Source organism: Soehngenia sp., assembly GCF_055108775.1.
Genome location: NZ_JBSQIL010000004.1, coordinates 1 through 21968, shown reverse-complemented (window position 1 = coordinate 21968; position 21968 = coordinate 1). Strand labels below are relative to the sequence as shown.

Sequence of the window (21968 nt, the reverse complement as noted above, 5' to 3'; positions counted from 1 at the left end):
AAATGGCAGATAAAGAATCTAAAACTGAAGAAGCCACCCCGAAAAGGCTAAAAGATGCCAGAAAGAAAGGGCAAGTCGCAAGGAGTTCAGAATTAGCACCAGCTGTGAGTTTAATAGTATTTGCTATGACAGCTAGTTTCATTGCTATGAGTTTATTTAAAAATAGTTTATTGTATGTACAAAGTAGTTTAAGGGCAGATTTTGGCAGAGAAATTACAACTAGCAATTTATCAACTTATTTTCCCAATTTGATAGATTTATTTATTTTGATTCTTCCTTATTTAGTTATAGGACTTTTAGTTGGAGTAGCTGTTAATATATTTCAAACTGGATTGTTGTTTACAACAACACCTTTAAAACCAGACTTCAAAAGAATAAATCCAATTAGTGGATTTAAAAATATATTTTCCAAAAAGGCTGCATTTAGTTTAGCAAAAAATATTGTAAAGTTGATTTTAGTTGCTTTTTTAGCTTATAACTACTTAGCAAATTCGTTCAATAAGATATTAAATGCTGGAAATTTAGGCACTGAGAAGCTGTTTCCATTTATAATGCAGTTTGTGGTAGATTTAGTAATAAATATCGGGATTATAATGTTGGGATTAGCAATAGTTGACTTTGTATTTCAAAAAAGAGATCACAAAAAGAACTTAAAGATGACTATGCAAGAAATAAAAGACGAATATAAAGAAACTGAAGGAAATCCTCAGATAAAACAAGCACGTTCCCAAAAGCAAAGGCAATTAGCTCTAAGCAGGATGATGAGTGCAATAGAGAAATCAAATGTTGTAATAACAAACCCTACACATATTGCAGTTGCAATAAAATATGACGATAAAGAAGACAATGCTCCAATTGTAGTAGCTAAGGGCGTTGATTTTCTGGCACAAAAGATCAAAGAAAAGGCCAAGGAAAACAAGATACCAATAGTTGAAAATAAAGAGCTAGCAAGGGCTATATACAAAGACACAGAAGTTGGTGATTACATACCTGTTGAATTGTACAAGTTAGTAGCTGAGGTATTGGCATATGTTTATAATCTAGAAAAAAAGAAGAAAAAGAAAATATAATTGAGGGATTACAATGACAAAACTTTTTAATAATGTTTTGAATACTTTTAGCAAATATACTGAAGCAATTATTGGATTTTTAGTTGTAGGCATTATTGGCATAATTATTATCCCTATGCCAGCAATGTTATTGGACTTTTTATTGGTATCAAACATCACGATTGGAATAATAATACTATTACTTACATTGTCAACAAAAAATGTACTTGAATTTTCAACATTTCCTACATTGTTGCTTATAACTACATTGTTTAGATTATCTTTAAATATATCTTCAACTAGATTAATATTAAGTGAAGGAAATGCTGGAAATGTAATCAATGCATTTGGCAATTTCGTAACTGGAAATAATTATATAGTAGGTGCAGTAATATTCTTAATAATTGTAATTGTTCAGTTAGTTGTTATAACCAATGGGGCTAGTAGAGTTTCTGAAGTTTCAGCTAGGTTTACACTTGATGCTATGCCAGGGAAACAAATGGCTATTGATGCTGATTTAAATACTGGGCTTATAGATGAACAAACAGCCAAACAAAGAAGGTTAAGTCTGCAAAGGGAAGCTGACTTTTATGGGGCAATGGATGGAGCTAGCAAATTCGTTAAAGGAGATGCCATAGCTGGAATCATTATAACTGTTATAAACTTAGTTGGAGGAATATTGATATTTACTTTACAACATGGAATATCTGCTATGGAAGCATTAGATAGATTTGGGAAACTAACAATTGGAGATGGACTTGTTAGTCAAATTCCGGCATTGTTAATCTCAATATCATCTGGAATTTTGGTTACTAGATCTGAGGATGGTAATACATTCGGTAAAAGTCTTACAAGTCAAATTTTTTCAACTCCAGATGTATTAATGGTTTCAGCTGTTGTATTATTGGTAATATCATTAGTGCCAGCTTTTCCGACTATACCATTTCTATTGATTTCACTATTGGTTGGAAGTGCAGGGTATTTGCTTAAACAAAATGAAAAGGAGCAAGCTCTTATAGCAACTGACATGGAAAATATCCAGGTGGCTGTAGAAAAAAGCAAAGAGAACGAGGACTTTAGGGTATCTCAAGTAGAACCTATAGCCCTTGAAATAGGATATGGACTGATACCTTTAGTGGATGAAGGAAAAGAAGAAAATCTAGTTAATCAAATTACAGCTATTAGAAGGCAGTGTTCAAATGAACTTGGTATTATTGTAAATTCTATACGAATTAGAGACAATTTGCAACTTCAGCCTAATGATTATGTTATAAAAATAAAAGGAAATATTGTAGCAAGTGGTAGTATTTATTTAAACAAATATTTGGTTTTAGATCCTGGCACTGGAGAGTTTAATCTAGAGGGCATACCAACAAAAGAGCCTGCATTTGGGATTGATGCGATTTGGATAGATGAAAATCAAAAGGATAAGGCAGAGTTAGAAGGATACACTATTATTGAACCATCTACTATACTAGTTACACATTTAAAGGAAGTAATAAAAGAACATAGTCATGAATTGTTAGGAAGACAAGAAGTGAAACAATTGTTAGATTCTGTAAAAGAAAAATATGATGTAGTAGTAGATGAACTTATTCCAGATATAATGACATTAGGGGAAGTTCAGAAAGTTCTACAAGGATTGCTGAAGGAAAAAGTACCTATTACCGATTTAGTAACTATTTTGGAAACTCTTGCTGACAATGCTCCGATGATTAAGGATACTGAAATGTTAATAGAACAAGTTAGACAAGCATTAAAACGGACTATAACCAAGAGTTATTTAAATAGCGAGGGAAAATTACCAGTTATAACTCTACATCCAAGTATTGAGGAAATAATAAGTGAAAACACCCAAAAAACTATGTCCGGCTCAATTCCTATATTGAAACCTGATGTCATTAACAAAATATTTGACAACTTAAATAAAGCTATTGAAAAGGCTCAAATCAGAGGAATAGACCCAATAATATTAACCTCACCTAAAATTAGAGTTGCTTTTAGAAATTTGATATCTTATAATTTTCCTAATATACCTGTTATTTCAATAACAGAAATACCAAATGAAGTAGAAATTGAAGCTGTGGGAATGGTGGAAAAAATATGATTATAAAAAAATACACAGTAATAGATATGAAAGAAGCATTTGTGAGAGCAAAATATGAATTAGGGCCTGATGCAGTTTTAGTTGATCAAAGGGATGTAAGAGTTGGGGCTAAGTTCAATCCTTTTAAAAGGAAATTAATAGAAGTAACTTTTGCATTAGAAGAAGAAAAGGAGTTAGAGAAGCCTAATATTAAAAAAACTTTAGAAAACACAATAAATGCTAATAAACCAAAAAGCGAAACTGTATTTAAGATAGATGATAAAATTGCTAAAGAGAAGCTAAAACATTTTTGCGAACTTCATGATAAAACTCCTGAAAATTTAACAATAACTGAAAAAAAACAATTTCTAGAAATACTTTTTAAAGACACGAATTTAAATGAAGAAAAAGTACTTTCTAAAATAAACATATTGGTAGGGCCAACTGGTGTTGGAAAAACTACTACAATAGCAAAGATAGCAGCTAGAGAAACTATTTTAAACAAAAACAAAGTAGGGCTAATAACAATCGATACTTACAGGATCGGAGCTGTCGAGCAGCTAAGGACATATGCAAGAATATTAAATGTACCATTTGAGGTTGTAAATGACTCTACAGAGATAAATGATAAATTAAATACTTTAATGAATTGTGATATTATTTTAATCGATACCCTGGGGATGAGTCCAAATGATGACAAAAAACTATCTGAGGTAAATAAATTTATAGAAAACTGTAAATTAGATTATAAGACCTATCTCGTAATTAGTTTGACTACAGATAGGATGACCATAGACCACATTTTGAATAAATATAGATATCTTAATTATGATTCAATTATAGTTACTAAGGTTGATGAAACTAATGATTTGTCAAATCTATGGTATATAATAAATAAATCCTCTAAACCTATACAGTATATTTGCAACGGACAAGATGTTCCAAATGATATAAGAGAAGCTAATATAGATAGTATTTTTGAATTAAGCGAAGGAGAACTAATCTTATGATAGATCAGGCTTCTAATTTGAGAAAGATAATCGATGAAAATTCAAAAGAAACAGAGAAAAAGAATATCAAAATATATTCTGTACTGAGCGGCAAAGGTGGAGTAGGAAAGACTAATTTTAGTGTAAATTTAGGCATAAAATTCACTCAAAAAGGCAAGAGAGTATTAATTATAGATGCAGATGTTGGTATGACTAATGCAAACATCGTACTTGGCATACCAATTAGAACTAATCTTTTTGACTTAATTAAGGGGAATAAAACTGTAGGTGAGATTATAACTAAAAGCCCTTATGGCGTAGATTTAATCTCAGGTGGATCTGAATTACTAGAAATGGAGAAATTAAACTTCGAGAAGCAAAAGTGGGTTTTGGAAAATCTTAGGCATTTAGAAAATTATGATATCATAATAATTGATAATGGAGCTGGAATGACAAAACAGACTATTTCTTTTTCATTGCTTTCCGATGAAATAATTCTAATTACTACACCAGAACCAACCGCACTGACAGATGCATATAGAGTGATTAAAGTGATATCAAATAACAATATTAAAGATAAAGTTAAAGTTATAATCAATCAAGTTGATAGCAAATCAACTGGGGACGATACTTTTAACAAATTATTGATGACAGTAAATACATTTTTAGATATAAGCATTGAAAATACGGGATATATATATAGTGATATAAGGGTTAACAAAGCCATAATGGAGCAGAACCCATTTGTTATAAAATATCCAAATTCTTTAGCTTCAGAAAGCATAGAGAATATTTGCTCTAAACTAATAGATGAAAATATTTTTATAAAAAATATTTCAAACGCAAAAGAACTTAGGAATAAAATCTATAGAATTTTTGGGTGATAAAATGATACCGATAATTGTAAACTCTAGTGTTGAACTTAAACTACAAAATGGAGAAATTTTTAGAGGATTAATTTATGATGTAATAGATGATAAGATCTACGTGACAAGTGTATCTGACAGTAAAGATTTTAAACTTATAAATGTAGGAGAAAAGGTAAACGGAATAGCTAGTAATGGAGTCAATTCATATGCTTTTGATGCGATTATTAGTGAAAGGAAAAAATTGGAATACCCGACTTATATTCTTAGCAATATTGCTAATATAGAAAAAGTACAAAGAAGACAATTTGCAAGAGTGAATTACACGAAGGAAATTCATTTTTCTGATCACAGTATGCTGTTAGAAAAAGGGAATTTAGAAGCGAATAGATTTTCACATGATAGGTTAATGGGATATCTAAAAGAAGGGATAATGCTAGATATCAGTGGTGGAGGAGTAAAATTTAAATCCGATCATAGGCTTTCTGAAGGGGAAAATATCTTAATATATTTAGAACTTGAAGGTGAAAAATTTGTAGTTAAGGGAAATATTGTCCACAGAGAAGTGGATATAGTAAAGGAAAAAGCCCTTTACTCCTATGGAGTAGAATTTATTGACCTAAGTGAAAATACAAGAGAAAAAATTATTCGAAAAGTATTTGTTTTGATGAGAAAGAATAAGATCTAAAGGGGGAGACTGATGTCTCAAACCTATATCAACAAAAAAGATGAATTGATAATTAAATATATACCATTAGTAAATAGAATAGTTTCAAGAATTGAGATTTTTGATAATGCCCTTGACTATGAAGATCTAGTGAGCATTGGAATAATAGGATTGATGGATGCTATAGATAAATTTGATTCATCAAAGAATGTTCCATTTGAAGCATATGCTACAATCAGGATTAGGGGAGCAATAATTGACGAACTCAGAAAATCAGGAAAGGTTTCACGGGATAGACTGTATAAATTAAATGAATATTATTCTGTTAAAGACAATCTAGAGAGAAAATTAAATAGGGAACCTAAAGAACAGGAAATAATGAAAGAGTTGAACTTAGAATCTAAGGATATGTATAAAATATATGAAACCCTTCATTATTTAGCAAATATATCTTTAGAATCTACACTCTACACTAAAGAGGGCGAGGAGTTTAATCTACTAGATACTATAAAAGATGAAAAGATTAAATCACCAGAAGATGAATATATTGATAAAGAAAAAAAAGAGAAATTAAAAATTGCAATAGAAAAGTTAGATGAGAGAGAACAAATTATTTTGAATTTATACTATGTAGAAGAACTCACTTTAAAAGAAATTGCATATATATTGGATATATCTATAGCTAGAGTGTCTCAAATCCATGGGAAAATACTACTTAAGTTAAAAAGCTATATTAAAGATTTTATGGAGGATTAGGATGTTTAATTTTCTTGTTATAATAGCATTCATTTTAATATTATTTGGAATATACATAGAGAGAATTAGCATTGATAATCAACAGGCTTACAAGAAAGAAGAAAGAACCTCTGATGAAGATAGATTTAAGGATTTAGAGAAAAGGTTAGATGAGATAGAGGAAATCATATTTAGTTTTGAAAACTCAGCTACAGAAGAAAAATCATCAAATGATGATGAGGTAGATTTCCAAAACACATTGAATGATATAAAAGAACAACCTATTGAAATTCAGTCTAGTGATATAGATGATAACAAATTTAAGATAATAGAAGCTTTCATAAATGAAGAAATTGACTTAACTGAAACCTGCAGACTTTTAGGGATGAATAAGGGGGAGGTATTATTATTAAAAAATTTATACTTAGAGTCAAAGAATTAAAAATAAATCCTTTTATCCCGTTAGGATTTGGTATTTTGATTGCTGCATTGATGATGAATTTAAGCAATGCTCGTATGAGCGACAAAGACATAGAAATTGCCGCGAGAAAACTTGGAATGGTTTATCCTGAAGAAATTAAGGTTTCCATTGAAACAAGCAATGAGATTGGAGGAGAACAAAATGATTAAATCTCTTTACACTATAAATAGAAGTTTAAATGTAATTCAGAAAAGGCAGGAAAATACGAGTGCTAATCTTGTAAATGCTAACACATCTGGGTATAAATTTCAAAAAGTAGTTCAAAGCACAATGGAAACTAGAGAAATGATTAACTATACCGGAGGAGCTAATAAAAATGTTAGAAACCCTATAGGACAATTTGTGTTCGGAAATCAAGTTGATGAATATTATCGAAATTTCAGTAGTGCTCCAATTTACGAAACGGGAAACAGCACAGATTTTGCAATAAATGGAGATGGATTTTTCACTGTAGAATTAAATAATGGACAAATTGCTTACACAAGAAATGGAAACTTTAGAGTAAATGAAGCTAATGAATTGGTCACAGTTGAAGGATATAGAGTGTTGGGAGAAAATGGATATATAAATATAAATGACTTAAATTTTAATTTTGTAATTTCAAGTCCTGAAGATTTCAATACCCTAATAAGCATAGGAGACACTCTGTTTACATCACAAGCACCTATGAACCAAATAGAAGCAGACGTGAAAAGAGGATTTCTTGAAGCTAGCAATGTAAATTTAGTTGATGAAATGGTAAAACTGATAGAAATAACAAGGGAATTTGAAGCTAATCAAAAACTGATGCATGCAGCAGATGAAACTTTAAATAAAGCAGTAAATGAAGTCGGAAAGGTATAGGTGGTAAAAATGAACATATCTTTGCACATTGGTAGGACAGGGCTCAATGCTAATCAGTATAAAATGGATTCAATAGCAGATGAAATATCAAATGTAAATACTATAGGTTTTAAGAAGAAAGAGTTGAGCTTTAGAGAACTTTTAAATACAGATAATATTAGCGCTGGAACAGCTAGTTTAGTATCTAAAGTTAATTTCAATCAAGGAATATTTATTGAGTCTCAAAGTCCTTACCATTTAGCTATTGAAGGGGATGGATTCTTTGGAGTTGAAAGTAATGGAGAGATTTTATTGACACGTGACGGAGGCTTTACGATTGATAGTGAAAACAATGTTGTAGATAAAGATGGGAATAGACTTGTGATTGATTATACAGTAGAACCGAATGAGTGGTTAAATGGCGATATAACGATAAATAATGATGGATATATTTATCAAAATTACGATGGAAATGTAACACAACTAGGCAGGATAGTTCTGTTTTATCCTGAAAATCTTGATTCCTTGATTCCAGTAGACGGAGGAAAGTTTTTGCAAAATGGGCTAACATTTAATTCTTTAGAAAATGAATTTAATTTTGGTAATATAAAGCAGTATTATTTGGAACAATCAAATGTAGATTTAACAAAATCATTGACAGATATGATAATTACTCAGAGGGCTTATTCCATGAGTGCTAAGGTAGTAGAAACAGCTGATGAAATATATAATATGACAAATAATTTAAAAAGATAATGAATTTGGTTGCATATGCAACCAAATTTTTATTTTTTACCTGTTATAATAAAAACATAATTATAAAGGAGATGAGATTTATGATAAGAAGAATAATAAATATAGATGAAGAAAAATGTAATGGTTGTGGATTGTGTGCAAATGCATGCCATGAAGGAGCTATAGGAATGATTGATGGCAAAGCAAAACTATTAAGAGATGACTATTGCGATGGATTAGGAGATTGTTTACCTGTATGCCCAACAGGAGCTATTACATTTATTGAGAGAGAAGCGAAAGAATATGATGAAAAAGCAGTTTTAGCAAATAAATTATCAGAAGATAACCACACTCATGTATGCCCTGGATCAATGGCTAAAATAATCAAGCAGAATGAAAAAGATGAAAAAAGGTTAAATGCATCTCATGATAATATTAATGTAAAGAGCATGTTGAAACAGTGGCCTGTACAAATAAAACTAGCACCTATAAAAGCACCATATTTTGATAATGCTAATTTGCTAATTGCAGCGGATTGTACTGCATATGCATATGGTGATTTTCATAGAGAATTTATGAAAAATAAAATAACTTTAATTGGATGTCCCAAATTAGATATGCTAGACTATTCGGAGAAGTTGACAGAAATAATAAAGCAAAATCAAATAAAAAGTGTTACTATCGTTAGGATGGAAGTGCCATGTTGCGGAGGCATTGTAGAAGCAGTGAAGAGAGCTTTGATGAACAGCGGTAAGTTTATACCATGGAGTGTAACTACAATATCAACAGAAGGAATAATTTTAGACTAATATAAAAAATAACCTTCATCATACTTAAATTTTATCAGATTAAATTTAATATGACATTATCATAGAATATTTATAAACAAATTATTTTTATGTTGACTCATTAAAACAACTGTGTTAATATATGCATTGTAAATTAAATATCTTGATGCCTTATCAAGAGCGGCGGAGGGACAGGCCCATTGAAGCCCGGCAACCTTATAAAAGGTGCTAATTCCTGCAGAGTTAATAATTCTGAAAGATGAGGACGATTTTTAAAAAAGTGCCTTTCCTTTTGGAAGGGCTTTTTATATGTAAAATTAAGGAGGAATAAAATGAAAAAATGGTATTTTACATCTGAGTCTGTAACAGAAGGGCATCCTGATAAAGTTTGCGATCAGATATCGGATGCTATATTAGATGAAATTTTAAGGCAAGATCCTAATGCTAGAGTTGCATGTGAGACATTGACATCTACTGGTCTTATACTAGTAGCAGGTGAGATAACAACTGATTGCTATGTAGATATACCAAAGATTGCAAGGCAAACAGTTGAAGAGATAGGATATGTAAGAGCTAAATATGGATTCGATGCTGATACTTGTGCAGTTCTTACATCCATTAATGAGCAATCTCCAGATATAGCTTTAGGAGTAGATAAAGCTTTAGAGCTAAAGGAGAATTTATCTCATGATGAATTAGATAAAATTGGAGCAGGAGATCAAGGAATGATGTTCGGGTATGCATGCAATGAAACTCCTGAGCTTATGCCAATGCCGATTTCATTAGCTCATAGATTAGCAAGACGTCTAGCTGAAGTCAGAAAAAATGGGCTACTTGATTATTTGAGGCCAGACGGAAAAACTCAAGTTACAATCGAATATCACGATGATAAACCAGTTAGAGTAGAAAACATAGTAGTTTCTACACAACATTCTCCTACTGTAACATTAGAGCAAATTCGAGAAGATATAATAGAACACGTGATTTCCGTAATAGTACCAGCAAATATGATAGATGACAATACAAAGATATATGTCAACCCAACAGGGAGATTTGTAATAGGTGGACCTATGGGAGATTCAGGGCTTACCGGTAGAAAGATAATTGTAGACACATACGGCGGATATGCAAGACATGGTGGTGGAGCATTTTCGGGTAAAGATCCAACTAAAGTTGATAGATCTGCTTCTTATATGGCTAGATATGTTGCCAAAAATGTCGTTGCAGCAGGACTTGCCGACAAATGTGAAGTAGCTGTAGCATATGCAATAGGAATTGCACATCCTTTATCAGTAAATGTGGATACATTTGGTACTGGCAAAATTAGCGATGAAGAAATTGTTAATCTTATTAAGGAAAATTTTGATTTAAGACCAGCAGCAATCATTAAAGATTTAGATTTGAAAAGACCAATCTATAGGCAAGTAGCAGCTTACGGACACTTTGGGAGAACTGATTTAGACTTAAGCTGGGAGAGAACAGATAAAGCAGAGATTTTAAGAAAAGCACTATAGGATAACTCACTCCGATTAACGGAGTGGGATTTTTTTTATTTCTGCGGTATAATATAATCAAGATCAGTTGGAGGTAAATTATGTTTATAGAAGGAACTGTTGAAGATATAATATTTAGAAATGAAGAAAATGGATATACAGTTGCTAGGCTTGTTACTTCAGATGGGCCTGTTACTTTCGTTGGAAAGACTTATTTCATAAAAAAAGACCAGTTTGTTGAATTAGAGGGAGAATGGATATACCATGACAAATTTGGAGAACAATTTCAATTTACAAACATAAAGGAGAAATTACCTTCGACTATAAATGGAATAGAAAGTTATTTAGCTTCGGGGCTTATACCTCACATTGGCAAAGCTACTGCAAGAAAAATTGTTGATAAATTCAAAGAGAATTCACTTGACATAATACAATATTATCCTGAAAGATTACTAGAAGTAGATGGCATAGGCAAAAAGAAACTTGATAAAATAATGGAGGCTTTTGAGGAGCAAAGAGAAATCAGACAGATTATAGTTGAACTTAAAGAATTCGATATTTCAACTAATCAAATATTAAAAATATATAAGCAGTATGGGAGTGAATCGACAAATATAATAAAAGAGAATCCATATAGATTGACAGAAGATATAAGGGGGATAGGATTTAAGATATCTGACGATATAGCTAACAAAGTTGGTGTTGACAAAAATTCACCACATAGAATTAAGGCAGGGCTTAAATATATTATGAATGAAGCAATAGGGCAAGGTCACACTTTTTTACCAGAAAAACTATTGATTGATGAAGCACAAAAATTGTTGACAGTTTCAAAAGATAAAATTGTCGATGAAATCAAAAGTCTTTTGATTTCAGATGTTTTTGTCAAATCTAAAATAGACGATAAAGACATAATTTATCATTATCTATATAATATTTTTGAAAACAATATTGCTAGAAAAATAATAGAATTAAGTAATTATAAATTAGATGATATTAACATAGACATACAAAAGGAAATCAACGAAATTCAAGAAAAATCAAATATTAAATTTGCCAATAAACAAAGAGAAGCTATAGTTAGTTCGATAAATAATGGAGTTTTGATATTGACTGGAGGGCCTGGTACTGGGAAAACAACTATTATCAAGGCTATAATTGAAATATTCAAAAAAGAAGGTAAAACTTTTGTATTAGCAGCGCCTACTGGTAGAGCAGCAAAGAGAATTAAGGAATATACAGGATATGAAGCAAAAACTTTGCATAGATTATTAGAGATTTCTTATGGAGGTGATGAATTTAATTTTTTAAGAGATGAAGAAAACCCAATTGAAAGTGATATCATTATAGTGGATGAAGCATCTATGATAGATATTTCTATGATGAACAATCTAATAAATGCAATAAAACCAGGTTCGAGATTGATATTAGTGGGCGATGTTGACCAACTACCTTCTGTAGGGGCTGGGAATATACTTAGAGATATCATTAATTCAAATGTTATAAAAGTGGTTAGATTGGATGAAATTTTTAGACAAGAAGAAAAAAGCATGATAATAGTAAATGCTCATAGGATTAACAATGGATTAATGCCTATTTTAAATGAAAAAGATAAAGATTTCTTTTTTATTTATAAACAAAATCCAAAAGAAGCTCTTGAGGAAATAAAAGAGCTAGTAGTCAATAGATTACCTAAATATTATGGGTTTGATCCAATCAACGATATACAAGTCTTATCTCCTATGAAAAAAGGGGATTTAGGAGTAATTTCTTTAAATCAAAAACTTCAAGCAGTTTTAAATCCTGAAAACAAACTTAAACCTCAAAAAAGCTTGGGAAGTTTTTCTTTTAGAGTTGGAGATAAAGTGATGCAAATTAAAAACAATTATCAAATTGAATGGAGTATATCAAAGCAAGGTGAGATAGAAAAAGGAGAAGGCATTTACAATGGGGACATTGGAATTATTACAGAGATTTCTGATGAAGAAAATAAGATTAAGGTCTTGTTCGATCAAGAAAAAGAAGTAGAATATGATTATAAAGACTTAGATCAATTGACATTATCCTATGCTATAACAATTCATAAATCCCAAGGCAGTGAATTTAGAGCAGTAATCATACCTGTAACTTCTGGACCCAAAATGCTTTTAACTAGAAATTTAATTTACACAGGTGTAACACGAGCAAAGGATTTAGTTATATTAGTTGGAGACAAAAAATATATTTATGAAATGGTAAGAAACAATCAGATAGAGAAGAGATATTCAGCACTAGATATGAAGATAAAGCAGTATGATATGTATATTCGGAAAGAAGGAATAAATTTTGATTGATGAGTTATTATTTCCAACAAAAAACATTTGCAGTTTCTGTAAAGATTATGATGATGACTTAGAATTAGGTCTTTGCAAAGAATGTAGAGATAGAATAGAAGAATTGCACCAACCAATCAAAGCTGATATAGAAAATATAGACAAAGTTTATGTATCAATTTACTACAATAGATTTATAAAAAATTTTATTCATCAATTTAAGTTCAACAATTCTAGCTATTTATATAAAACTTTTGCATTATATATGATTAAGACAATAGAAATTCAAGAAATATTTGATTACGATATAATTTTGCCTGTACCACTGCACAGAAGGAAAGAGGCCATCAGAGGATATAATCAATCATATTTATTGGCAAAGGAAATAGCTAAATTAAATAATAAGCCTATATCTAATAATGTACTAATAAAGAGAAAATGGACAAAAGAGCAAAACAAACTTAATGTTTTCGAAAGGAGATTAAATTTAAAATCCTCTTTTTTTGTTAAAAACAATGATATGATATATAACAAAAAAATATTGTTAATAGATGATATTATCACTACAGGTATGACTCTTGAATTCTGTAGTAAAGAGTTAAAAGAAAATGGTGCAGATAAAATAATTAGCATATGTTTATCTACACCCAAAATTTGATTAATCTTTTATAAAGTCGTACAAAAAACTATTATCTTCTCTAAAAACTAAATCATTTTTTTTATAATAAAGATAAATAGCATTTATCTCTCCACCTAATATTATCACCATACTAATTATATAAAGCCAAACTAAAAAAATAATTACTCCACCTAAGCTGCCATAAGTAACAGCATAATTTGCAAAATTATTTACATAATAGGAAAACATTATTGATGCAATTATCCAACCTAAAGTTGAGAATAAAGATCCAAATAATGTATATCTTAATTTAATTTTATCTTCTTTTTTTGTACTTGGCGTATATTTATATATTAATGCAAATATTATCACCATGTATAAGATTGGTATTATGAAACGAAGGTAGTGCCATAAATTAATGAACAATACTTCGCTGTCTATTAGTGTGAATATCCACTTACCTATTAGCTCCCCTATTACAAGAGTAAAAAATACCATCACTAGAAGTATTATCAACGCAAAAGTAAATAGCAATGACAACAATTTACGCTTTACATATGACCTTTTTTCTTTAAAACCATATGCAGCATTAATAGTTCTCATTGTTACCATCATTCCGCCAGATGCAGTCCAAAGTCCTGCAACAGCAGCTATAGAAAGCAAACCTTGGCTGCTATATGTTGTTATATCACTTATAAAACCCTCAATTATGTTCGTAACTTCTTGAGGCAAAAATTCAAGGAATTCCAATGGGATTTCACCCCTTACAAGAGGGGTAAGGCTAATTATATTTAGTAAAACTATTAAAAACGGGAAAATCGAAAGTACTAGATAATAAGCCATTTGTGCTGCATAACCAAAAATATAATCATTACGTAATTTAAATATAAAATGGTCAATGACTATTATAGCCTTATGTTGTAAAAGCTGATCTATTATTTTTTTCAAATTCACACCAACTCTACTTTAAATACTTGTTAAACCAATTTGTGATCTCTTCCAATCTCTTTATTCTATGTTTGGGTTTTCCAGACCTTGAAAGTTCGTGGTTTTCTCCCTTGAAAATCACAATTTTTGACTCAACTCCGTGATACTTTAATGATGTGAACATCTGATATCCTTGATCAATCCAACACCTATAATCCTCATCTGAATGTATGAATAAAGTAGGAGTAACTACATTATTAGCATATTTCAAAGGAGAATTATCCCATAGCTTTTCATGATGATTCCATGGGTTTGTACCAACTTGATCTTGAACAAAGTAGTATCCAATATCTGAAGTTCCAAAAAAAGATATCCAATTAGATATACTTCTCTGAGAAGCAGCCACTTTAAATCTATTTGTATGACCAATAATCCAGTTAGTCATATATCCTCCATAAGAGCCGCCAGTAACTCCAATTCTTTCCCTATCAATATTAGGATACAATTCTAATATTTTATCTGTAAAAGTCATTATGTCATCAAAATCAATACTCCCATATTTTCCTCTAATATCTGCAAAATCATCACCATATCCATCACTGCCTCTTGGGTTTAAGAAAAACACAAAATAACCTTGATTAGCCCAAACTTGCATCTCGTGGTAGTAAACACTGCCATAGCAAGTTTTAGGACCACCATGAATATCAAGGATTGCTGGATATGATTTTGTATCATCAAATCCTATTGGTTTTATTACAAAACCATCTAATGAAACATCATCATTCTTAACATTTATATATATTGGTTTAGAAAGTAATCTTTCTTCGCATACCCAGCTGTTGAAATCTGTAACAGTTTTTTCACAACCATCTAAAACATAGAGTTCTTGTAAGTTTATATCTCTTAATCCAGAAAAGAAAACTTTATTTTCTACCACGTCGAAATCGTCAATTGAGCCATTTGGCTCAGTTATTTTTTCTAGTTTTCCATCTAAATCTAATTTGTTTATAAAGGAATTATAACCACTTGTTGAAATAAAATATAATAGATCTCCATCAACTTTAAAATATCTAGAGCTCCCATATCTACAGTCAGACCCAACAGAGTTTCCTATTCCTTCATCTAGGTGCAGAAGAAGCTTGCAATTAATCCCATTATCTTCCATCAAAAATATATCAGGATTTTGATTAATACCATGCTTTTTCATGTCAGAACCAAAGAAAACAATTTTATCTTTAATAAAACAAGCGAAAGCATAGTTAAATTCACTATATGGGGAAATTTTTTCTATACCTAGGGTATTTAGATCTAGAATATAGATATCGCTATATAAATTCATTTTATCTATAAATGAAGATGTTATAAAAAGAGCTTTATCTTTTTCTTTAGATAAATGAACTTGATGAACGTTAGTAAACTCATCTGTGATAGGAATCAACTTATTTTCATTTTTTATATAATAATAGAGCCTAGCTCTCTTTTTATTGGTGAAACCTTCTCCATTAGACCAGAATGGAATTTCATCTAAAATTTCATAATCAGAGTTATCTTTTTTTTCTTTGATTTTTTTATCCATTTCTTCTTCAGTAAGGTTAAAGTATTCTCCTAAGTCTTGGTCATATAAAGCAGTAAATAGATAATGGTTTTCATCGATTATCTCAGTAGAAAATACATTTAATGGTATGCTGAAAATCTTGTTTGCTTCACCGCCATCAATATTTATCTCGTAAAAAGAGGTAATTGGGTAGCCATTTTCAGCCTTTTCTTTATCTTTTTTTTCTCTTAATGAAGTAAATATAATGGTTTTTTTATCTTTCCATAAAAACTTTCTTTCTTCATTAAAGCTAGTCAATTTTTTTATTTTATAATTCTCGTCTGCAATATAGATATTAGACAAGTATTTGTTTTCCTCAATATCTATTCTAGTCACAACGAAAGCACAATTTTTAGCATCTGGGGAAATATTTACAGAAGAAATAAACTTAAAATTTGTAAAGTCATCTAATTTTAGATTTTTCATGGTTACCTCCATATTATTAGTTTTTTAGCGTAAAAATTAATATATTATCCATTTTCCTCCTACTCCATTGATTTATAAAAGGAAAACAAATCTTACCCAATCGTGTTAGAGTTAAATTATTATTTTTTAGATCTACTAAACCTATTGTATATAAAATATAGATTAGAGTTGACAACTCTTTTTTTAGCACAGCTATCTCATCAATTATGAGATTTAAAGGCATAGGGTTTCTCATTAACTTAGCCATCAATTTTAACAATAGCTCTTTTGATTTTTCGGCATTTTTTATATCAATATTCAAAATGGAACTTATAAAATCTATTTTAAATATTTCTGATAATATGACTTGCATTTTTTCTTCGTTAGATAATATTAAATAATCTTCAACTATATTGCTCGGAATCAGTTTATTATCATTAATCTCAATAATGTTAAGTGACAAACCCAATGCTTTAAAAATATCTATAATGTCTGCGCTTGAATATAAATCGTTAAATTCATATGTTTTAAACAAATTTTCTATTAAAATCATTTTATCAGATTTTTTTATTTTCTGCTTTTTATCAGTTAATGATAAATTATTTGAAATTAGATATATTAAGAATACATCAAAATCTTTAATAAAATCATCGTTAAATGTTAAATCAAATTCATTTAGTTTTGAAACAAGATATTTGTCTTTATAGAAATGACTTTCGCCTTTATTTATTTCCCTAATAAAATCGAATCTATTTTCCCTAATTTGTTTGATTTGCTCTAAAGAATCGTGAAAATCATTGGTTTGATTTTCTTTAAAGAGAATATATTCTGTCAACACATCTAAATATAAGGAAAATGTTTCGCTTGATGATATGAATCCATCATAGATAGTATTTAAGAACAATTCATTTAAGTCAATTCTGTTTAGATCTCTGAGGCTTAAATCCTCAGGACTCAGATAATAATCATATAGCTCAAGTAATTTATTGATGTATTTATCTGTTAAAAGAGGATCTTTTTTATAGTACAGATAATTTTGAAATTCTTCAATATCATCATAAATAGATGAAATATCCTCTTCAGAAGGATCGAAGTGCTCATATACATTAATATAGAACAAATCGTAGAATTTAAAGCAATTATCTTTCACATAATCTTGAAAAGAAAGGCTGAAATCTTTTGATAACGCATAATTATAGTCATAGAATACCTCTTTTATAAAATAAGGGATCACAGATTTTGGTGTATATATCAATTGACCTGAGAATATATTATGTCCTAATATATTTTCGATACGTGCGATAAAACAGTCTCCTTGCTTTAGAATGCGCTTTGCTGAAGGCTCTAAAATCTCAATAGTTTCTGTAGTAAACAAATTTTTTGCAACGATTTTGTCATTAACAATATTTAGTATCTCATACAATGAAGGATATGACTTTTTCTTTTGAATTAAAATTTCTCTCTCAAGATTGTTAATTATACGCCTTTCATTTAAATATTCATCAATCAAGGTTTCGCCTTTTTCATTTTTATAATCGCATATTAACCATAAATTAAATATTGTGTTTTCCTTATCCAAAGTTATGACTGGATACTCTATACTTACTTTGTTAAATAAAACTTTTCTAATATTTTTTTTATCGATATACTTATCTAAATCATAGTAGATATCGCTATTAATCTGCATCAAAAAATCGTAACTTAATTCTTTCATTTTGCCCTCCAAATTAATAGTTTAATTGAGACTTGCTAAATTTTTCAAAAGTGATGAGAGATGATAATTGTATATTATATCTTCATTGCTTGTTTCATTGTCGCACTTCACGAAAAGAGTCATTTTTAGTATCTCCTCCAGCGTGCTCTTGTTTATTTCATTCACACAACTTTTAGAATTTAGTGCTTTTATAGAAGATAAATCAGTAAAAATAATTTGCATTTTCTTTAATTTATTTAAATTATCATCAATCTTAGCTTTATCAGAAATCTTGTATCTCGTTTCATCTATTGACAATTCGTAAATAGATTCTAATTTATCAAGATCAGATTTAAATTTAGCTAAATCTATCTCTTTTCTTTCTGTAATTATATCATAAACTATACTTTTAATATCATTTTTCATGGATTTAAATAATGAATCAAACTGATAATCACTATGAGGAGCAGAAATCAAATAATTGACTAATACCCCAACCAAAATACCTACAGAGGTATCAAGAACTCTGTTAAAAGCATAAACAATCATTTCATCATCAGTATTCATATAAACCGCTATAAAAACCATAGCAGCAAGTGAAATTGCTTTTTTCCAATTTAACAGGTTTAAAATATGTATCAAAACAATGATACCAATTCCCATTAAGAAATAGTTAACAGGAAAAAGATAATTCATAATTAAAGCAACTAATGCACCGGTAACTGTGGATAACATTCTATTTTTTCCTGATTGAAAAGATTCAGAAACACTAGATTGCATTGTGTTTATGACACCAAGACCCACAAAAAGAGGGGAATATAGCCCCATTTTATCTGCGACAAACATGCCTAAGGCTACAGCTAAACCTGTTTTAATTGTTCTCATACCTACTTTATAACTTCTCGTATTCATAGATAACTCCTTTTTAAATATTCTAAAGATATTATAACATTAATTTAAAATTATCAAGAGATTAATCCACAAATAAAACAACAGAAATATAAGTTTTCCACAAAACAATCCACATTATCCACAAGCTGATAAAAATATATCAACAAAATTAACAACATATTTTCCACAATCAATTATTATTTACAAGATTCACAAAACTTTGTTTAACACATGCTTTTTTTAGGTATAATATATTTAAATATATAAGTAATGACTTATATGAAAGGAGCTGGGTTTATGAAAATAAATTTTACTGGAAAGAATATGGAGGTAACAGACGCTTTAAAATCTGTAACTGAAAAAAAGCTCAGTAAATTGAACAAGTATTTTCAAAATGACATCGTTGGGAACGTAACTTTTAGTACTGAAAAAAATAGAAAAATAATAGAAGTTACCATAAACCTTCCCGGGACAATTTTGAGAGCAGAGGAGTCTAGTGATGATATGTACGCATCAATAGATAGAGCAGTTGATGTATTGGAAGCGCAAATGAGGAAACATAAAACTAAACTACAAAAGAGATATAAAAGTGGAGAAACTATTAGATTTGAAAATTTAACTCCAATAGAAGAAAATGATGATGAAAAGCCAAAATTAGTCAAAAATAAAAGATTTGTATTAAAACCTATGACAACTGACGAAGCAATTTTACAAATGGAATTACTAAGACACAATTTCTTCATTTTCATGGATGCAGATACAGAATCAGTAAATGTTGTTTACAAGAGAAAAGATGGTAATTACGGGCTTATCGAACCAGAAATTTTATAATATAAAGATAAAACAGGGGAAACCCTGTTTTTTTTATGCAAAAAAATAAACCCGAAAAAAAACTATAATAAAACCGAAATAAAACTGAAATAAAACTAAAATAAAACCCTAAAATGGTATCATTACAAAAAGAAAAGAAATTGGAAGTGATAAATATGGAGTGTAAAGTGAATACTGATTTTTACTTTAGCTTTATTCCTATATACAATGATGAAAATAAGTTTTCAGATTTTCTTTTAATTGAAGTTAGTGATAATTTTGAAGAAATATTTAATTTAAATGATATCGATAATAAGCCTATAGTTGGGAAAAGAATCTCCGATATTATATTTTATTTTAATGATTTTTTTCCTTCTTTTAAGGAAGTATACTATAAGCTTTTGCCAGAATCAAATAAGAAATACAAAAAATATATTTATGAATTAAATAATTATTATTTGATAAATATGTTCGCAACTGCAGATCTAAAGACATACTTATATTTTTCAGATATCAGTTTTATAAATTAATAAAAATATTATTTTTGTAAATTGGCAAACTTATCGAAAGGTAAGGACGCAAAGCCATGAGTCTAAAGCTATTAGCCAGGACAGTCAAGCTGCTTTTTAAAGCAGCTTTTTGTTATAAATAGATAAAATTTATGGGAGGGATTGAATGAACAATAGAATTAAAACAAATTCATATATAAAAAAAAGAAGGAGGTGTGATCTATCATGAAATTGCTTGTTAAAAAAAGTTTATCAATAGTATTAGCATTTGCGATGATATTAACAATGACATCAGCAACATTTGCACAAGAGATAGAAGAAATATACCAAGAAGAGAAAATCGGCATAGAAAATAACAGCATAGAAAATACAAATGAAATAGAAGAACCAGATGCAGTAAAAGAAGAAGTAATCACAGAACCTTTTCCAATGATGACAATAATGGCACTGAGCACACAAGAATTCACTGCTCAAAGTGGTATACTAACTGCATATGGTCAATCAACAAATGGGCACCTAACAGCAAAATATGCATGGATTAGCCCTGAAGGGGAGATATTAGTTGCTTTTTCAGTAACAGGACCCACATACCAAAAGAATTTAATAAATATATCTTACAATGGTGTCGAACTTTTCCCAGGGAAAAATAACAAACCACTAGAAGGCGTCAACTATTTTAAAGTAAGTGACCTCAAAGTAAATGGAAGTACTCTAGGAACAACATCAAGTGATTGGTTAGTAGTTAATTTAGGAATACAGAATTTATCAGCACCGATGAGGGTTGGTCTAGACTATTCTGAAAATGGATTTGACGCATGGGGTGAAGGTGCAATAATAATTGACTTTCAGGAATATACAGTAACCTATAATCCAAACGGAGGAACAGGAACAATAAATGACCTAAATAATCCTTATGTAGAAGGAAGAGAAGTAACAGTATTAGCTGGAGATGGATATACAAGAGTAAATCATACTTTTGCAGGATGGAACACTAAAGCAGATGGAAGTGGAACAGCTTATCAACCAGGAGATAAATTCAACATATATAGTGATGTTGTATTGTATGCTCAATGGATACCAGATAATATGTATCAAGTCTTATACAATGCAAATGGAGGGACAGGAACAGTAATTGATTCAAACAGTCCTTACTTTGAAGGAGCAGAGGTAACAGTACTAAGCGGTGAAGGTTTTACAAGACAATACTACACTTTTGCTGGATGGAACACGGCAGCAAATGGAAGTGGGACAGCTTATCAACCAGGGGATAAATTCAACATGCCAGCAAGCAATGTCATACTTTATGCACAATGGGAAAAGAATATTGCTCCTCAGCTAGAAATAACAGGTTACACTGGAGTATATGACGGAGAAGGACACAGCATAACAGTAGGAAATTTAGTAGAAGGCGATAAAGTATACTACAGTGAAGACGGAGAAAACTGGGCAGAAGAAAAACCAAGCTACACTGATGTAGGAGAATATACAGTATATGTA

General features: G+C 30.0%; 21 protein-coding genes and 2 riboswitches. Of the genes, 17 read left to right on the top strand and 4 right to left on the bottom strand.

All coding sequences use genetic code 11. The annotated features are described in order from the left end of the window. Window positions 1-2 precede the first annotated feature (2 nt). The 14 genes from flhB (at window position 3) to ACTB1H_RS01135 (ending at window position 13681) form a co-directional block, all read left to right on the top strand. Window positions 3-1070, top strand: coding sequence for a flagellar biosynthesis protein FlhB (gene flhB, locus ACTB1H_RS01200; RefSeq protein ID WP_463261007.1), 1068 nt, complete (start codon window positions 3-5; stop codon window positions 1068-1070). Between the two features lie 13 nt (window positions 1071-1083). Beyond that, entirely contained in the window at window positions 1084-3156 is a 2073-nt protein-coding gene (flhA, locus tag ACTB1H_RS01195; RefSeq protein ID WP_463261006.1) for a flagellar biosynthesis protein FlhA, read from the top strand. Continuing rightward, window positions 3153-4145, top strand: a complete 993-nt coding sequence (locus tag ACTB1H_RS01190) for a flagellar biosynthesis protein FlhF (RefSeq protein ID WP_463261005.1) — start codon at window positions 3153-3155, stop codon at window positions 4143-4145. The genes flhA and ACTB1H_RS01190 overlap by 4 nt, the downstream gene beginning before the upstream one ends. Next, on the top strand, window positions 4142-5008 hold the full coding sequence (locus ACTB1H_RS01185) for a MinD/ParA family protein (RefSeq protein ID WP_463261004.1): 867 nt from the start codon (window positions 4142-4144) through the stop codon (window positions 5006-5008). The genes ACTB1H_RS01190 and ACTB1H_RS01185 overlap by 4 nt, the downstream gene beginning before the upstream one ends. Window positions 5009-5012: 4 nt before the next feature. Continuing rightward, entirely contained in the window at window positions 5013-5678 is a 666-nt protein-coding gene (locus ACTB1H_RS01180) for a flagellar brake protein (protein ID WP_463261003.1), read from the top strand. A 12-nt stretch (window positions 5679-5690) separates the two neighbouring features. Further along, window positions 5691-6413 (top strand): sigma-70 family RNA polymerase sigma factor, encoded by a 723-nt coding sequence (locus ACTB1H_RS01175; protein ID WP_463261002.1) that lies wholly within the window; start codon window positions 5691-5693, stop codon window positions 6411-6413. Between the two features lies 1 nt (window position 6414). Then, on the top strand, window positions 6415-6834 hold the full coding sequence (locus ACTB1H_RS01170; RefSeq protein ID WP_463261001.1) for a hypothetical protein: 420 nt from the start codon (window positions 6415-6417) through the stop codon (window positions 6832-6834). 53 nt (window positions 6835-6887) lie between these two features. Beyond that, complete coding sequence (locus ACTB1H_RS01165) at window positions 6888-7022, top strand: hypothetical protein (RefSeq protein ID WP_463261000.1); 135 nt, start codon at window positions 6888-6890, stop codon at window positions 7020-7022. Beyond that, entirely contained in the window at window positions 7015-7716 is a 702-nt protein-coding gene (locus ACTB1H_RS01160) for a flagellar hook-basal body protein (protein WP_463260999.1), read from the top strand. Before ACTB1H_RS01165 ends, ACTB1H_RS01160 begins: the two co-directional genes overlap by 8 nt. A 9-nt stretch (window positions 7717-7725) precedes the next feature. Then, on the top strand, window positions 7726-8451 hold the full coding sequence (locus ACTB1H_RS01155; RefSeq protein ID WP_463260998.1) for a flagellar hook-basal body protein: 726 nt from the start codon (window positions 7726-7728) through the stop codon (window positions 8449-8451). Between the two features lie 80 nt (window positions 8452-8531). Then, complete coding sequence (locus ACTB1H_RS01150; protein WP_463260997.1) at window positions 8532-9239, top strand: ATP-binding protein; 708 nt, start codon at window positions 8532-8534, stop codon at window positions 9237-9239. 147 nt (window positions 9240-9386) lie between these two features. Then, window positions 9387-9484: riboswitch (SAM riboswitch) on the top strand. A 66-nt stretch (window positions 9485-9550) separates the two neighbouring features. Then, the gene (gene metK / locus ACTB1H_RS01145) at window positions 9551-10732 is read left to right on the top strand and encodes a methionine adenosyltransferase (protein ID WP_463260996.1); all 1182 of its coding nucleotides are present in this window, start codon (window positions 9551-9553) and stop codon (window positions 10730-10732) included. An 80-nt stretch (window positions 10733-10812) separates the two neighbouring features. After that, window positions 10813-13044, top strand: a complete 2232-nt coding sequence (gene recD2, locus ACTB1H_RS01140; protein WP_463260995.1) for an SF1B family DNA helicase RecD2 — start codon at window positions 10813-10815, stop codon at window positions 13042-13044. After that, window positions 13037-13681, top strand: a complete 645-nt coding sequence (locus ACTB1H_RS01135) for a ComF family protein (protein ID WP_463260994.1) — start codon at window positions 13037-13039, stop codon at window positions 13679-13681. The genes recD2 and ACTB1H_RS01135 overlap by 8 nt, the downstream gene beginning before the upstream one ends. Here ACTB1H_RS01135 and ACTB1H_RS01130 read toward each other — a convergent pair whose 3' ends face one another. From ACTB1H_RS01130 to ACTB1H_RS01115, 4 genes are read right to left on the bottom strand one after another with little or no spacing between them, the layout of a single operon-like run. After that, on the bottom strand, window positions 13682-14590 hold the full coding sequence (locus ACTB1H_RS01130) for a YihY/virulence factor BrkB family protein (protein ID WP_463260993.1): 909 nt from the start codon (window positions 14588-14590) through the stop codon (window positions 13682-13684). It abuts the gene before it with no gap. Between the two features lie 13 nt (window positions 14591-14603). Beyond that, window positions 14604-16589: an alpha/beta hydrolase family protein gene (locus ACTB1H_RS01125; RefSeq protein WP_463260992.1), complete on the bottom strand. Its 1986-nt coding sequence runs from the start codon at window positions 16587-16589 to the stop codon at window positions 14604-14606. A gap of 16 nt (window positions 16590-16605) precedes the next feature. Further along, entirely contained in the window at window positions 16606-18282 is a 1677-nt protein-coding gene (locus ACTB1H_RS01120) for a hypothetical protein (protein WP_463260991.1), read from the bottom strand. A 21-nt stretch (window positions 18283-18303) separates the two neighbouring features. Further along, window positions 18304-19173 carry an FUSC family protein gene (locus tag ACTB1H_RS01115; protein WP_463260990.1) on the bottom strand — a complete coding sequence of 290 codons (870 nt, stop codon included), beginning with the start codon at window positions 19171-19173 and terminating at the stop codon, window positions 18304-18306. Between the two features lie 276 nt (window positions 19174-19449). Here ACTB1H_RS01115 and hpf point away from each other — a divergent pair, with 276 nt between their 5' ends. The 3 genes from hpf to ACTB1H_RS01100 form a co-directional block, all read left to right on the top strand. Further along, the gene (gene hpf, locus ACTB1H_RS01110) at window positions 19450-19983 is read left to right on the top strand and encodes a ribosome hibernation-promoting factor, HPF/YfiA family (RefSeq protein ID WP_463260989.1); all 534 of its coding nucleotides are present in this window, start codon (window positions 19450-19452) and stop codon (window positions 19981-19983) included. 155 nt (window positions 19984-20138) lie between these two features. After that, window positions 20139-20492, top strand: a complete 354-nt coding sequence (locus ACTB1H_RS01105) for a hypothetical protein (protein WP_463260988.1) — start codon at window positions 20139-20141, stop codon at window positions 20490-20492. A 13-nt stretch (window positions 20493-20505) separates the two neighbouring features. Continuing rightward, a riboswitch (cyclic di-GMP riboswitch) is annotated at window positions 20506-20589 on the top strand. Between the two features lie 107 nt (window positions 20590-20696). After that, window positions 20697-21968: InlB B-repeat-containing protein (locus ACTB1H_RS01100; RefSeq protein WP_463260987.1), on the top strand; the 1272-nt coding region annotated here is incomplete at its 3' end.